The sequence below is a fragment of the Rhizomicrobium sp. genome, assembly GCF_056722145.1.
Window position 1 is genome coordinate 21,120 of sequence record NZ_JBWZET010000366.1, and the last position, 15,338, is coordinate 36,457.

The 15,338-nt window shown below is 62.0% G+C and carries 8 protein-coding genes; 6 read left to right on the forward strand and 2 right to left on the reverse strand.

Annotation, left to right across the window (positions count from 1 at the left end; translation table 11 throughout):
• Positions 1-177 precede the first annotated feature (177 nt).
• The 3 genes from AC1P6P_RS19505 (at position 178) to AC1P6P_RS19515 (ending at position 7,932) form a co-directional block, all read left to right on the forward strand.
• Positions 178-3,183, forward strand: coding sequence for a TonB-dependent receptor (locus AC1P6P_RS19505; RefSeq protein ID WP_481404115.1), 3,006 nt, complete (start codon positions 178-180; stop codon positions 3,181-3,183).
• A 173-nt stretch (positions 3,184-3,356) separates the two neighbouring features.
• Positions 3,357-5,000 carry a DUF5597 domain-containing protein gene (locus AC1P6P_RS19510; protein WP_481404116.1) on the forward strand — a complete coding sequence of 548 codons (1,644 nt, stop codon included), beginning with the start codon at positions 3,357-3,359 and terminating at the stop codon, positions 4,998-5,000.
• Between the two features lie 10 nt (positions 5,001-5,010).
• Positions 5,011-7,932: a TIM-barrel domain-containing protein gene (locus tag AC1P6P_RS19515; protein ID WP_481404117.1), complete on the forward strand. Its 2,922-nt coding sequence runs from the start codon at positions 5,011-5,013 to the stop codon at positions 7,930-7,932.
• Positions 7,933-8,024: 92 nt separating this feature from the next.
• Here AC1P6P_RS19515 and AC1P6P_RS19520 read toward each other — a convergent pair whose 3' ends face one another.
• Together AC1P6P_RS19520 and AC1P6P_RS19525 are read right to left on the reverse strand one after the other, a co-directional pair.
• Entirely contained in the window at positions 8,025-8,819 is a 795-nt protein-coding gene (locus AC1P6P_RS19520) for a FadR/GntR family transcriptional regulator (protein ID WP_481404118.1), read from the reverse strand.
• Positions 8,820-8,945: 126 nt separating this feature from the next.
• Positions 8,946-9,836 (reverse strand): hypothetical protein, encoded by an 891-nt coding sequence (locus tag AC1P6P_RS19525; protein WP_481404119.1) that lies wholly within the window; start codon positions 9,834-9,836, stop codon positions 8,946-8,948.
• Positions 9,837-10,213: 377 nt separating this feature from the next.
• Here AC1P6P_RS19525 and AC1P6P_RS19530 point away from each other — a divergent pair, with 377 nt between their 5' ends.
• The 3 genes from AC1P6P_RS19530 to AC1P6P_RS19540 all read left to right on the forward strand — a co-directional run bounded on the left by AC1P6P_RS19530 (position 10,214) and on the right by AC1P6P_RS19540 (position 15,278).
• A complete protein-coding gene (locus AC1P6P_RS19530; RefSeq protein WP_481404120.1) occupies positions 10,214-10,567 on the forward strand; it encodes a hypothetical protein in 354 nt (117 codons plus the stop codon).
• A 77-nt stretch (positions 10,568-10,644) separates the two neighbouring features.
• Entirely contained in the window at positions 10,645-12,138 is a 1,494-nt protein-coding gene (locus AC1P6P_RS19535; RefSeq protein WP_481404121.1) for an efflux RND transporter periplasmic adaptor subunit, read from the forward strand.
• The gene (locus AC1P6P_RS19540; RefSeq protein ID WP_481404122.1) at positions 12,135-15,278 is read left to right on the forward strand and encodes an efflux RND transporter permease subunit; all 3,144 of its coding nucleotides are present in this window, start codon (positions 12,135-12,137) and stop codon (positions 15,276-15,278) included. The genes AC1P6P_RS19535 and AC1P6P_RS19540 overlap by 4 nt, the downstream gene beginning before the upstream one ends.
• Positions 15,279-15,338 lie beyond the last annotated feature (60 nt).

Sequence of the window (15,338 nt, forward strand, 5' to 3'; positions counted from 1 at the left end):
GGAGCTCAGGCAAAACCAACCGGTCGACGATCTGCAAACAACAAACGCAGCGATGAACCGAAAGCCTGAGAGTTGTCCGCCAGACATCGCAATGGCGTCGCCATGGAGGTGCGAATTATCTGATCAATCGGACAAGTGCGTCCGGCAAGACGCCAATTTGGACCTGGGAGGGCCTTCGTGAAAAACCAATTCAAGAAAATCCTGCTCGGCGGCGCGGCCGTCGGCATGTTCGTGGTACCGGCGTTGGCGCAGCAGCAGACGGAAGTCGTGACCGTCACCGGCATTCGCGCCAGCTTGCAGTCGGCACAATCGATCAAACAGAACTCCGATCAGGTGGTGGATGCGATCACCGCCGTCGATATCGGCGCGCTTCCCGACCGCTCGGTCGCCGAAGCGCTGCAGCGTGTTCCGGGCGTTCAACTTACCCGTACCGACGCGTTGCGCGACCCGGTTCGCTACGGCGGCACCGGCAACGGGGTCTTCATCCGTGGCCTGTCCTGGGTGTCGGCCCTCACCAACGGCCGTGACACCTTCTCGGCCACCAACGGCCGGTCGCTGAGCTTTGCCGATATCTCCGCCGATCTGATGGCCGGCGTGGATGTCTACAAGAACCCCAGTTCCAAGATGATCGAAGGCTCCATCGGCGGGACCGTCGACCTCAAGACCCGCACGCCATTCGGCCAGGACGGTCTGGTGATGGCAGGTTCGGCAGACGTGACCTATGGCACGCTTTCGGACTCGGCGACCCCATCGGTCAACGTCCTGATCAGCAACCGCTGGAATACCAGCATCGGCGAACTCGGGGCGCTGGTTTCGGTCGACTATCAAGTCCAGAAGAACCGCACCAACAGCTTGTCGACCTCGCGCTATGACACGGCAGTGACACTGCCGTCCGGAGCGACCGCCTACAATCCGGACAGCGTCATCGGCTGGCGCTCGATCGACTGGACGCAGCAGCGCCTGGCGTTCGACGGCTCGTTCCAGTGGCGGCCGAATGACAAGTGGGAACTCACGGCAACGGCGATCTACACCAAGGCCGATCCCCACGAAGCCGAATACGCCGGGTCGATCAACATCGACCAGAGCTATTCGCCCAACTTCAAATACGGCCTCGTGGACGGTACCCAGACGTGGCTTGGCGGCACCCAGTCAAACGCCCAGTTCGTCGGCAACGACACCCGCGACGGCGTTCATCACAACAACAACGCCGACTATTCATTGAACGTGAAGTTCACCCCGAGCGATGCGCTGACGATCACTGCCGACCTTCAGTATTCGGAATCTCGGGCGTTCAACCGCAGCATGGCGACGTTCCTGAACGTCACCAACAACACCTGGCAGTATTTCGATTCGACGTGGTCGGGCGCGATCACCACGTTCCCGAGCGCCCCGGTTATCAATCCCAAGATCGATCTCAGCGGCGATTCGCCGAAGTTGAGCTTCTCCAGCTCGGAACTGTCGGCCATTGCGAACCCCGTCAACAACGTGTTTGCCGCCGCGATGGATCACCTCGAGAACAACTATGCCCATAACTGGGCAAGCCGCATCGACGCGACCTATACCTTCCCGGGCTCTGGCCTGTGGGGCGTGGTCAAGTCGCTGGACATCGGCTATCGCAACGAGGAAAAGCAGGCGCTCACTCGCCAGACCGGCTGGAACTGGCACGAACTCAGCTTCGAATCCTGGTTCGAATGGTGCGGCTGCGATCTGCCGAGCCGCGCCGTATACGCCAACAATTCGGCCCTCCAATCGTCGATGGTTCTGCGTTCGTTTGACCCGATGTTTGGCAACAACCTGCCGGCGCTGTGGTCGGTCAAGTCCAGCGCCATCATCGGCGACACCAAGGACACGTACAAACTGCTCGCACCGGCCAACACGTCGGGCAACTGGATTCCTTACGCCAGCCAGCACAGCGAGTGCGCCCATATCACCGACTACAAGTGCGAAGCGGTATACGATCAGTTCCATCCCGAAGCCGACAATGTCAGCGGCGGCATCAATAACCAGAAGGAAGAGACCCACGCCGGTTATATCATGGCCGATTTCGGGCATGAGACGTTCCTCGGTTACGATGTACCGGTCGACGGCAACATCGGCGTTCGCATCGTGGCGACCAAGGACACGATCGGCGCCGGTTATTTCATCCTTCCGTCGGTCACGGCCTGCGATCCCACCAAGTCGACCACCGGCTGCACCGACAAGAACAATGCCTATACCTTTGTCGGCAACTCCGGTGCCGGCGGAACGAAGGTTCTCGCGCCGACAGGCAACGACTATCTCGATGTTCTGCCGAGCTTCAATTTCCGTGCTCATCTGAGCGATCAGTTGCAGGTTCGCTTGGCCTATTCGCAGGCGATCGTCCGTCCGGACTTCACCTTCACCCAGAACTACACCTCGCTGTCCTTCGCCTTCCAGGACGATCCCAACAGCGGCTTCTTGAAGGCCAACGGCGGCTTGACCGGCACAGGCGGCAATCCGGGTTTGAAGCCGATGCATGCCCAGCAGTACGACGCCAGCATCGAATGGTTCTTCTCGCCGACCGGAAGCCTGTCGCTCGCCCTGTTCCACAAGGACTTGTCGAACTACTTCCTGACGGCCGCCGAGCCAGAAACCTACGTCAACAACGGCATCAGCTACACGTTTGGCGTGACCCGCACCTACAATGCGGCAAAGGGCAAGGTGGAAGGCGCCGAACTCGCATGGCAGCAGTTCTTCGACTCGCTGCCGGGCGCTTGGGGCGGTTTCGGCCTGCAGGCCAACTACACCAAGATCTACAACAGTGGCGGCGGCAACGCGGTCGTGAACGTCAATGAATCGGCTCAGTTGAGCAATCACCTTGTCGCGGGGCTGCCGATCGAAGGCATGTCGAACGACAGCGCCAACCTCGCGCTCTTGTATGCGAAGTACGGCATCGACGCCCGCATCGCCTACAACTGGCGTTCGCGCTACCTGATGACCAGTTCGGCGGCGAACGTGAACCAGCCGATCTGGGCCGAAAACTTCGGTCAGATCGACACGTCGGTGTTCTACAGCTTCCTCGATCACTACAAGGCCGGCTTGCAGATCACCAACCTCTTGAAAGCCACGCAGGTGCTCGACGTCGGCTTCGTGTCCTATCATCCGAAGTACGATTGGATTGCACAGGACCGGAAGATATCTCTCATTGTCCGCGCCAGCTGGTAATCGTTTGGCGTGAATTCGGTTGGGACCCCCGGCTACGGCCGGGGGTCTTTTTTTGCCCTGTTCATGAGTTGCAGAACGGTGCCTGCAAGCCCTTGCGGAAGGCGCATTTCCGCGCCAAAGTCGGCCGCGAAAGCGCTGTCATATAAATCATACGAACGCGCGGGAGGGAGCATATGAGGCGGGCTTTGATCGCAACGCTGATTGCGACGTCGGTCCTCTTGGTCGGGTGCCATCGGGATAAGACCCCGCCCGTGCACGAGGTGCCGATCCCGTCGATCACGCAGCACTACGGGCGCTCTGCCCTGATGGTCGATGGCGCGCCGTTCCTGATGCTCGGCGTGCAGGCCAACAACGCCGCCAACTATCCCTCGCAACTGCCGAAGGTCTGGCCGGCGGTAAAGGCGCTGCACGCCAACACGCTCGAGATTCCCGTTGCCTGGGAGCAGATCGAGCCGGCCGAAGGCCGTTTCGACTTTTCCTGGGTCGATACACTGGTGCATCAGGCCCGCGCCCACGACACGCGGCTGGTGCTGCTTTGGTTTGCGACCTGGAAGAATACCGGTCCAGCCTATGCGCCGGCATGGGTGAAACTCGATGGCAAACGCTTCCCGCATCTGATCGATGCCAAGGGGCAGGTGAGTTACGCCCTGTCGCCGCATGCCCGTGCGACGCTGGAAGCCGACAAGAAGGCGTTCGTCGCGCTGATGACGCATCTGAAGGAAATTGATGCGCCGCGCACCGTGTTGATGGTGCAGGTCGAGAACGAGGCCGGCACCTATCGCAGCGTGCGTGATTATTCGCCCGCCGCGGAGAAATTGTTCAACGGTCCGGTGCCCGATGCGCTGGTCAGGAAGTTCGGCAAGCAGTCAGGAAACTGGAAACAGGTTTTCGGCGCCGATGCCGACGAGTATTTCCACGCCTGGTCGATCGCCAGCTACATCGAAGAGATCGCGCGCGCCGGCCAGGCGGCGTATCCTTTGCCGATGTATGTCAATGCCGCGTTGCGCGATCCGCTCAAGCCGCAGGACCCGCAGACCTATGCCAGCGGCGGGCCGACGTGGAACGTGCTCGACATCTGGCACCTCGCCGCGCCGTCGCTGTTCACCGCCGCGCCCGATATTTATGCCCATGACGGCGCCACCGTCATCGCGCACATGGACAAATATGTGCGGCCCGACAATCCGCTGATGATCGTCGAAATCGGCTCTTCGGCGGATTTTGCGCGCTATGTCTATGCCGCGATGGGCCGGCGCACGCTCGGATTTGCGCCGTTCGGGCTCGATTTCACCGGCTATTCCAACTGGCCGCTCGGCGCCAAGGTGGTCGATGCCGAGGCCATCGCGCCGTTCGCCGCCAACTTCAAGGTGCTGCGGAGCATGAGCCGCGAATGGGCCAAGCTCGCGTATGAGGGCGAGGTGTGGGGCGTATCCGAGCCCGATGATCACGCTGCGCAAACCATTGCGCTGGGCCGCTGGAGCGCGAAGGTGGAGTATCAGCTCTGGCAGTTCGGCATGAAGGAATGGGATGCGAAGAGTGCCTGGGGCATTCCGGCGGGCACCGAAAAGCCGTCGGGCGGTGTTGCGATCGCTCGGCTCGGGCCTGACGAATTCCTCGTCACCGGCATTCACGCGCGCGCCAGTTTTGCCCTCACCGATCCCAAGAGCGCCAACGGCGTGCAGTTCTTGCGGGTGGAGGAGGGGCATTATGACAACGGCAAATGGGTGTTCGAGCGGGTGTGGAACGGCGACCAGACCGACTACGGCTTGAACTTCACCGACACCCCGAAAATCCTGCACGTCAAGATGGCGACATATTAGGAGAGGCGCGATGAGGACGAAAAAGGCTTTGCTGGTCACCGCGGCGATTGCGGCACTGGCCGTTACCGGAGCGTGTTCGACCGTGCACGGATGGTTCGCGCCGCCGCCAGCGCCACCGGTCGCGCCGGTCGTGACCTGGGAGAAAACTCCTGATGGCGTGGTGGTGACGCCGACTGCAGGCCCGGTGAAGACGATCAGGCTGACGGTGATGACCGATTCGATCATTCACGTCACCGCATCGCCCGATACCACCATTCGGCCGACCGAAAGCCTGATCGTGCGCGCCGCGCCCGAAGCGACGGCGTTCGACGTCCACGCCAACGGCGACGTATTGACGTTGAAGACCGCCAAGCTGTCGGCCGAGGTTTCGCTGACGACCGGCGCGGTGAAGTTCTTCGACGCCGACGGCAAGCCGGTATTGACGGGCGCCGGCACGACCTTCAAGCCGGCCACCATCGACGGCAAGTCGTTCTATGATGTGCGCGCCGAATTCAACCGCGGCAGCGACGAAGGCTTTTACGGCCTCGGCCAGCATCAGAACGGCCAGATGAATTACAACGGCGAAGACGTGATCCTCGCCCAGCACAACATGGATGTGGCGGTGCCGTTCGTGGTGTCGACCAGGAATTACGGGGTGCTGTGGGATAATTATTCGATCACGCGCTTCGGCTATCCGGCGGAATATCCGACCCTCGGTGCCCAGCTCACGTTGTACGACGCCAACGGCAACAAGGGCGGGTTGACGGCGCGCTACACCGATCACGGCAAGCTGCTGGCCGAGCGGGTGGAGGCCGATCCGAATTACCAGTTCATCGAAGACACCGCGAATTTCCCCCAAGAAGTGGCGAACCCCGAGCACAAGCCGATCCACGCCGGCGATCCGGTGCCGACGTCGAAAACGCTGGTGGTTACCTACGACGGCGCGCTGGAAACTCAAAAGACCGGCGTGCACAAGTTCCGCTTCTACGTGTCCGGCTATTTCAAGCTGTGGATCGACGGCAAGCTGGTGATGGATGCGTGGCGCCAGGGCTGGCAGGGCTGGTACCGCAACATCGAAATCCCGATGACCGCGGGCAAGAAGGTCACCTTCAAGGCGGAATGGAAGAACGAAGGCAATGCCTATTTGCGCTTCCTCCATCTCGATCCGCTGCCCGAGGCCGAGCGCCATGAACTGTCGCTGCATTCCGACGTGGCGCGGGCGCTCGATTATTACTACGTCGCGGGTTCGAATCTCGATGAGGTGATCGCCGGCTATCGCCATCTCACCGGCGCGGCGGCGCTGATGCCTCAGTGGGCCTACGGCTTTTGGCAGAGCCGCCAGCGCTATGAAACGCAGGACCAGCTCGTGGGCGTGTTCAAGGAGTATCGCCACCTGAAATTGCCGATCGATGCCATCGTTCAGGATTGGCGTTATTGGCGCGATCCGGAATGGGGCAGCCATGAATTCGACCCCAGCCGTTTCCCCAATCCGCCGAAAATGTTCGACGACGTTCACAAGCTGAACGGTCATGTCATGCTGGTGATCTGGCCGAAATTCTACGCCGGCCTTCCCAACTACAAGGCATTCGACGACAAGGGACTGATGTACCGCTACGCCGTGGATCAGGATTATCGCGATTGGGTCGGCCCCGGCTATCCCTCGTCGAACTACGACGCCTATTCGAAGGAGGCGCGCGACATCTATTGGAATCAGGTGCAGTCGAAACTCGACAATATCGTCGCGCCCGATGCGTGGTGGATGGATAATGACGAGCCCGACATCCACTCCAACATGTCGATGGAGGTGCAGACCAAGATGCGCGGGCCGACGGTGCGCGGCCCCGGCGCCGAGGTCTACAATTCCTATCCGCTGATGCATGTCTGTGGTTTCTACGATCACTGGCAAGCGGCCCATCCCGACAAGCGCACCTTCATCCTGACGCGCTCCGGCTTTGCCGGTTTGCAGCGCTGCAACGCGGCGGTGTGGAGCGGCGATATCGCCTCACGTTGGAGCGATATGCGCGAGCAGATTTCGGCGGGCGTGAACTTCTCGATGTCGGGCGTACCGAATTGGACCTTCGACATCGGCGGCTACACCATGGAGGATCGCTTCAGCGCCGCGCATCCCAGGCCGTCCGACAAGGCGGAGTTCACGGAGCTGTACACCCGCTGGTACGAATTCGGTGCTTTCGTGCCGCTGTTCCGCAGTCATGGCGAACTGGTGCATCGCGAAACCTACGAGATCGCCAAGCCCGGTTCGAAGGTGTTCAACATTCTCGCCTTCTACGACAAGCTGCGCTACCGGCTGCTGCCCTACATCTACACGCTTGCCGCCGACACCTATCACAAGGCCGGCACCATGATGCGCGGGCTGGTGATGGACTTCCCGGACGATCCCGCCGTGCGCAATATCGCCGACGAATACATGTTCGGGCCGGCGCTGCTGGTGGCGCCGGTTACCCAATACAAAGCGACTTCGCGACAAGTGTATCTGCCGGCCGGCAGCCGCTGGTACGACTATTACAGCGGTGCGGTGTACGCGGGCGGCCAGACCATCACCGCCAAGGCTCCGCTCGACCGTATGCCGCTGTTCGTGCGCGAGGGCGCCATCGTGCCGACCGGCGCCGCTGTTCAGTACGCGAACCAAATGCCCGGCGCGCCGATCACGCTCACCGTCTACACCGGCAAGGACGGCCGTTTCGATCTTTACGAAGACGACGGCACGTCCACGAGTTACCAGAAGGGTGCCTTCGCGCGCATTCCGATGGCCTGGAACGAAGCCACCGGCACCCTGACGATCGGCGCCCGCACCGGCGCGTTCCCGGGATTGGTGACGGCGCGCGAAATCAAAGTGCGATTCATCTCCGGTCCCAGCAAAACCGTACTCGATTTCGACGCCAAGGGAGCCAAGACGGTGAACTACACTGGTGCGGCGGTGGAGGTGAAGCGGTAGCCGCTGGGCATCCGTTTTCTGCCCAACGGTCTGAGTGCGAGCGAGGAGAATGCCTCGCCCGCGGGGGCAGAAGGCATTTTCGTTTCTGCCCGTCACTCCGCCGGCAATTGGTTGCCGATGCCGCGAGTGGCGATGATCGGTTTGGGTGTTTGCGTCTTGGCGAACTCGATCAGCTCGAGCGCTTCCTGCATCAGGAACCGCATCGCACTTTCGGCCGCCTTGGCATCGCCGAGCACGATGGCGTCGGCGACTTTCTTGTGGTCGGCGGCGGAGGCCTGGGCGACACCCTTGAAATAGTTGGTGGCGCGAATGGAAAACCGCGCCGCGGTGTCGATCATGTCGCAAAGCTGGGCGTAGAAGCGGTTGCCGCTGGCGCGCATCACCGCGACGTGGAAGGCGATGTCCGAGGTCAGCGGATCGTCGTCGCCATGCTCGGCTGCTACCATGCGGTTGATCGCCGACATGATCGCGGCGACTTCGCTGCGTCCGGCCATTTCGGCAGCCATCGCCGCCGCGAACGGCTCCACCGCCATGCGCATCTGGGTGAATTCGGTGAGCAGCTGGAACGACAGCTTGCGTTCGAGCAGCCAGCGCAGCACGTCGGGATCGAGGAAATTCCACGATCGTTCCGGCTGCACCCAAGTGCCGTGGCGGGGGCGGGCGCCGAGCAGGCCCTTGGCGGTCAACATCTTCACTGCTTCGCGCAGTACGCTGCGGCTGACGCCGTACTTTTCGCACAGCACCGCTTCGATCGGGAACGGATTGTCCTCGGTGAATTGGCCGGTGACGATGGCGACGCCGAGGTCTTCCATCACCCGGAAGGTGAGGTTGGTCCCGCCGGATTGTGCCCCGATCGATCCGGAGCCTTGCGCTGAGTTGTTACGCATGGCGTACCTTTCGGAGCTGCCGCCCGAACGGTTGCTTGCCCGGACGCTGTATGACTTAGTGGTAGCGCTATCATATTTCGCCGCTGATCGCAATGGAGCAGCAACGCACTTTTCAGCTGCAACCGCTTACCTGTTGTTGCCGGGCAAGGCGCAAACCGCGCCGCGCTTGGCTGCCGTCGGGCAATCGACCACTTCGAACGGGCTCTTGCTGCCCTCTTGCGGAATGTAGGCGACGAGTCCTTTCGGCATCTCCAGGCAGGCGAATTCGACCACGAGCAGCTTCTTCGATTCGATCTGGCCGATGACGCGGGTGGTCTGGTCGGTTGCCTGGCAGGCGACTTTGTATCGGGCCAGCACATCGCGGAACGACTTCAGCGTCGGGCCGACGTCGCCGTTATCCGACAGCTTGCAGGCGATGCCGCGCTTGGCCGACTGATTGCAGGTTTCCACATGCACCGGAATCTGCGCGCCGGGCAGGGCGACGATCATCATATAGCCCTGGCCGTTATCGCACGCGACCTCGTCGAACTCGATGTGGTTGGCGGCGCTCTGGCCGACCCAGCGGTAGTCCTTAACGGTGCAGGCGATACCGGAGGCGGCCAGCATCTTGGCGGCGACGAGTTTAAGATCAGCGTTGGCGGGAAGCCGGCACACCGCACCGGGTTTGCGGCCGGCTGCGATATCGGCCTTGGCGGTGGCATCGAAGGCGAAGCACGACAGACCGTACGGCTTGGCCGGATCCTGCTTGACGAGGAAATAGCCCATGCCGTTGGCGCACACCGCTTCATAGGTTTGGGTCTGAACGGTCTGGCCGTCGACGGTTTCGGGCCCTTCGGCGATTTTCATGGCGTCGGTGACATCGCAGTTCAGCGGCATCGCCTTGGCGAGCGCGGCGGCAGCGAGTTTGTCTTCCGCCAACACCTGCGCCAGCGTTTTGCCGGCTGCCTTGTCTTCCTTGGTGAGGCGCTTGGCTTGATCGGCATAATTCATGAAGTTGTTGAATTGGTCCTGGGTCATGTTTGCGCCCAGGTGGTTTTGCGGGCCGATGCCCGAACCCGGTACGCCGCCTTGTCCGCCGCCGGCGCCACTTGACGTTTGCGCCGATCCCAATCCGGCAATCGCGACGACTGCGATTAAGCCCGCCGTCACAGCCAATCTCATACGCATGAGGCCCTCCCATATTTGACTGATTGATATGATTATATCCCGAGTTGGGGGCATTTTTGGAGGTGGGCGAGGGCAGAATGGAAAGCGCTGTCTTGCCGTAATGTCGCGGCGCGCGCGAGGCTTGACGCAATCTCGCCACAATCGTCGTCGTTACCCTGCGGCGCTAGGCGGAATTGCTTTCCGTTTGGATCAATTCTAGTTTTCACATTATGAGATTGGGAAATCACTTGGTCCGGACCTGGATCAGCCTGGTGCTTGCGGTGGTGTTTGCCATCGCAGCGATGCCGGGCTCGATGGCCATGCCGTCACCCAAGCCGAACTCCCATACGATGGGCCATGCAATGGCTGGCATGGACTGTTGTCAGCATGCGGCGCCGGCGAAGGCGCCAAAGTCCGACAACGACCCCTGCAAGAGCATGTCGGTCTGCTTTGGCGTGATGGCGTGCTTCGGTCTCGCGGCGCTGCCGGTTGCAAGCCCCACGGTTCTGAAATTCGCAGCGACGCGGTCGCTGCCGATGCCGTATCAATCGGTTTCGGGATTATCGATTCCGCCCGACGATCCGCCTCCGATCGCCGGCTGATGCTCAGCGCCCTCCGGGCGTGATTTCACGCATCAGAACAATATCGCCTCGGACTCTGTCCGGGCGAGGAGGAATTCATGCTTCGTATGATTTTTTCGGCGCTGGCCTTCGTGCTGGCGCTCTCGGCGGCATCGGCCGCGCCGGCGTTCAAGCTGCTCGATCCGGCGGTGACGTCCGGCAGCGTGCAGAAGATCCGCATCGCGGTGACCGAGGCCGGCAAGCCGGTTGCGATCGCCGGATTGAAGGTGCGGGTCGATATGGGGCCCGATGCCATGGCCGACATGACGGCTGCGGCGAAGGTATCTGTGGTGGACGGCACGGTGGTGGTGGAGACCAATCTCTACGCCCCCGGACGTTGGGCCGTCATCGTCAGCGGCACCGTGAACGGCAAGCCCATCAAGGGCAGCGTCGTCGTCGCGGCCAAGCAGAAAAGCGCGGAGGCGGCATCGCCGCCTCCCGCCAACGCTGTCCGGCGCATTCTCTATTACCGCAATCCGATGGGTCTTGCCGACACCTCGCCGGTGCCGAAGAAGGACGCCATGGGCATGGCCTATATTCCGGTCTATGCCGACGAGGCGGCGGGCAAGCCCGGCAGCATCCGTCTTTCAACCGAGAAAATGCAGCGCGCCGGCGTGCGCTTGACCGACGTGACCCGCACGGCCTTGGCGCAGACCGTGCGCGCCTCCGGCACCGTGGCCGCCGACGAAACCCGTCAGGCCGTGCTGGCGGCGCGGTTCACCGGTTTCATCGAGAAACTGTACGTCTCGCAAACCGGCGACATCGTCCGCGCCGGCCAGCCGCTCGCCCGCGTATGGGTCGAAAGTCCCGAACTGCTGGTGAAAGAAGCCGATTTCATCGGCTCGCTCGCATCGGGCGCCCAGGATCATGCCGCGGCCGCGGCCGGATTGCTGCGCCAGTATGGGGTCAGTCAGGCGGCGCTAAATGACATGGCCAAGTCCGGCGTGCCGACCCGCAGCCTCACCATTGTGGCGCCCGCGTCCGGCACGGTGATGGAAAAGCCGGCCGTACAGGGCATGCATTTCGCCACCGGCGATACCTTGCTCAAGACCACCGATCTGTCGCGCGTCTGGATTCTCGCCGACGTTTCCGAGCGCGATCTCGCGGCGGTGAAGAAAGGCCTGAAGGCCACCGTGAATTTCCGCGACAACCCGGCCCAGTCGTTCGAAGGCACCGTCGTGCTGGTTTATCCGCAGCTCGATCTCGCCACCCGCACCGCCAAGGTCCGCATCGCTGTCGCCAATCCGGGCGGGCGGTTGCGCATCGGCCAGTTCGCCGAAGTCCGCATTGCTGCTCCGTCCGCCAACGGCAGCGTACTCACGGTTCCAGTCGCCGCTATCGTCGATGATGGCACCCGCCAAATTGCATTCGTCGCCAAAGGCGAAGGCTTGTTCGAGCCCCGCGCGGTCAAGCTCGGTGCCCGCAATGCCGACCGGGTGGAGGTGCTCGCGGGTCTTGCCGAAGGCGAACGCGTGGTGTCGTCGGGCAATTTCCTGATCGATGCCGAAAGCAATCTGCAGGCCGCTCTCCAGCAATTCGGACAGAAGAAATGATCGCGCGCGTCATCCGCTGGTCGGCGGAACATTGGGGCTTTGTGCTGATCGGCACACTGGTGGCCGTGCTGGCCGGCGTCTTCGCCGTCAGCCGCATCCCACTCGATGCCATTCCGGATCTGTCGGATACGCAGGTCATCGTCACCACCGATTATGCCGGCCAGGCGCCGCAAGTGGTGGAAGATCAGGTGACCTTTCCGCTGACCTCGGCGCTGCTCAGCGTACCCAAAGCCAAAACGGTGCGTGGCGTGTCGTTTTTCGGCGTGTCGTTCATCTATGTGATTTTCGACGAAGGCACCGATGTCTATTGGGCGCGCTCGCGCGTGCTGGAATATCTCAACGGCGCCGCCGGGAAGCTGCCGCAAGGCGTGACGCCGACCCTCGGCCCCGATGCGACCGGCGTCGGCTGGGTTTATCAATATGCGCTGACCGGCGACCGTCAGGACCTTGCGCAACTGCGCTCGCTGCAGGATTGGCATTTGCGTTTTGCCCTCGCCAAGACGGAAGGCGTGGCCGAGGTCGCCAGCATCGGCGGTTTCGTCAAGCAATATGCCGTCGTGGCCGATCCGGCGCGGATGCGCACCTATGGCATTTCGCTGGGACAAATCCGCGATGCGGTGATGAAGGCCAACAGCGATGTCGGCGGCCGCACGCTCGAGATGAGCGAAACCGAATTCATGATCCGCGGCCGCGGCTACATCAAATCGCCCGCCGATCTCGCCGATGTGGTGTTGAAGGCGAAAGACGGCACGCCGGTGACGCTTGCCGCGGTCGCCCATGTCGAGACCGTGCCCGATGAGCGTCGTGGCTTGACCGAATTGAACGGCGAGGGCGAGGTCGCTTCGGGCATCGTTGTGCAGCGCTACGGCGCCAATGCGCTGAATGTCATCCGCGCCGTGAAGGCGCGCATCGCCGACGTTGCCGCCAGTCTGCCCGAAGGCGTCAAGCTGATTCCCGTCTACGACCGTTCGCAACTGATCGAGCGCGCCATCGCCACGCTGAAATCGACCCTGTTCGAGGAAAGCATCATCGTCGCGCTGGTGTGCTTCATCTTCCTGATGCATGCCCGCAGCGCGCTGGTCGCCATTTTGACGCTGCCGGTCGGCATCCTGATCGCCTTCATCGCCATGAATGCGTTGGGGCTCGGCTCCAACATCATGAGTCTTGGTGGCATCGCCATCGCCATCGGCGCCATGGTCGATGCGGCGATCATCATGATCGAGAACGCGCACAAGCACATCGAGCACGAAAACGCCAAAGCGGAGGCGGAACGGCGGCCGCGGCGTGAAGTCCTCATCGAGGCGGCCAGTGAAGTGGGACCGTCGTTGTTCTTCTCGCTCCTGGTCATCACCGTCAGCTTTTTGCCGGTGTTCGCTCTGCAAGATCAAGAGGGACGCTTGTTCAAGCCGCTGGCCTACACCAAGACGTTCTCGATGTTCTTCGCCGCCCTGCTGTCAGTCACGGTCGCGCCGTTCCTCATGACGCTGCTGATTCGTGGCCGGATTCCTTCCGAGGAGAAGAACCCGATCAATCGCTTGCTGATCTGGCTGTATCAGCCGTTCGCTCGATTGGCGCTGCGTTTCCGCTACGTCATGGTGTTGCTGGCAGCCGTGGCCGTCGCCGCCATCGTCCCCATTTATCAGCGTCTTGGCTCGGAATTCATGCCGCCGTTGTGGGAGGAGAGCCTCCTGTACATGCCGGCGTCTCTGCCGGGCGCATCCATCCAGACCATGCGCGAGGCGATTCAGCAGCAAGATCGCATCCTGATGTCGTTTCCGGAGGTGGCCAGCGTTTTCGCCAAGGCCGGCCGCGCCGAGACCGCTACCGACCCCGCGCCGCTGGAGATGGTCGAAACCGTCATCAGCCTGAAACCGCCCGAAGAATGGCGCCCCGGCCTGACTTCCGACCAGCTCATCGCCGAGATGGACGCGGCCTTGAAAAAGAAGACACTGGGTTTCAGCAACAGCTGGACCATGCCCATCAAGGGCCGCATCGACATGCTGGCCACCGGCATCCGCACGCCCATCGGCATCAAGGTGTTTGGTCCAGACTTGAAAGAAGTCAGCCGCATCGCCAAGGAAATCGAGGACGCGCTGGGCATGGTCGCGGGCACGCGCACCGCTTTCGCCGAGCGTGTGTCGGAGGGCTATTATCTCGATTTCGACGTGCATCGCGAGATCGTCGCGCGTTACGGCTTGACCGTCGCGGACGTTCACGAGGTCATTCAGTCCGCGGTCGGCGGCGGAGACGTGACGACCACCATCGAAGGCCGCGAGCGCTATCCGGTCAACGTCCGCTATGGCCGCTCCTATCGCGGCGAGCTTTGGCGGCTAAAGCGTGTGCTGGTGGAGACGCCTTTTGGCGCGCAAGTGCCGCTGGAGCAGCTGGCCGACCTGCGGCTGACTTCAGGGCCGGCCTCGATCAAAAGCGAAGCGGCCCAGCTGGTTGGTTACGTCTACGTGGACTTCGCCGGCCGCGACACCGGCAGCTACATCCGCGACGCACGGCGGATGGTCGATCAGATGGTCCAGCTGCCGTCCGGCTATCACCTGGAATGGAGCGGCTCCTACGAGGGCATGAAGCGAGCCAGTGAGAGGCTCATGTACGTGATTCCGCTGACGTTGCTGGTAATTTTTGTCTTGCTCTATCTTAATACGCGTTCATTGACCAAGGTGCTGATCGTCTTGTTGGCGGTGCCGTTTTCGCTGGTGGGCGCGTTTCTGCTGCTGGCCATGCTGGGCTATCACCTGAGCGTGGCGGTGTGGGTCGGCATCATCGCCCTGGCCGGCGTCGATGCCGAGACCGGCGTGGTGATGCTCTTGTATCTCGATGTCGCCTATGAGCACGAGCGCCGCCAGGGGCGCATGAACAACCTCGACGATCTGGAGCGTGCCGTCCTCGAAGGAGCGGTGCAGCGCGTGCGGCCGAAAATGATGACGGTCATGGCGATCCTCATGGGCCTGCTGCCGATCATGTGGTCTTCCGGCGTTGGCGCCGACGTGATGAAGCGCATTGCCGCGCCGATGGTCGGCGGCGTCGTCACGTCGTTCATTCTGGAGCTGCTGATCTACCCCGCTGTCTACACCATCTGGAAATGGCGGGCCGAGGTGCGGCCGCACGCCTCAGAGCCTGAAGCGTAAGTAAGGGGATGTCAACAGCGGCGTCGGAGCCCGAAGCGTAAGCGAGGGAACGTCAACCCT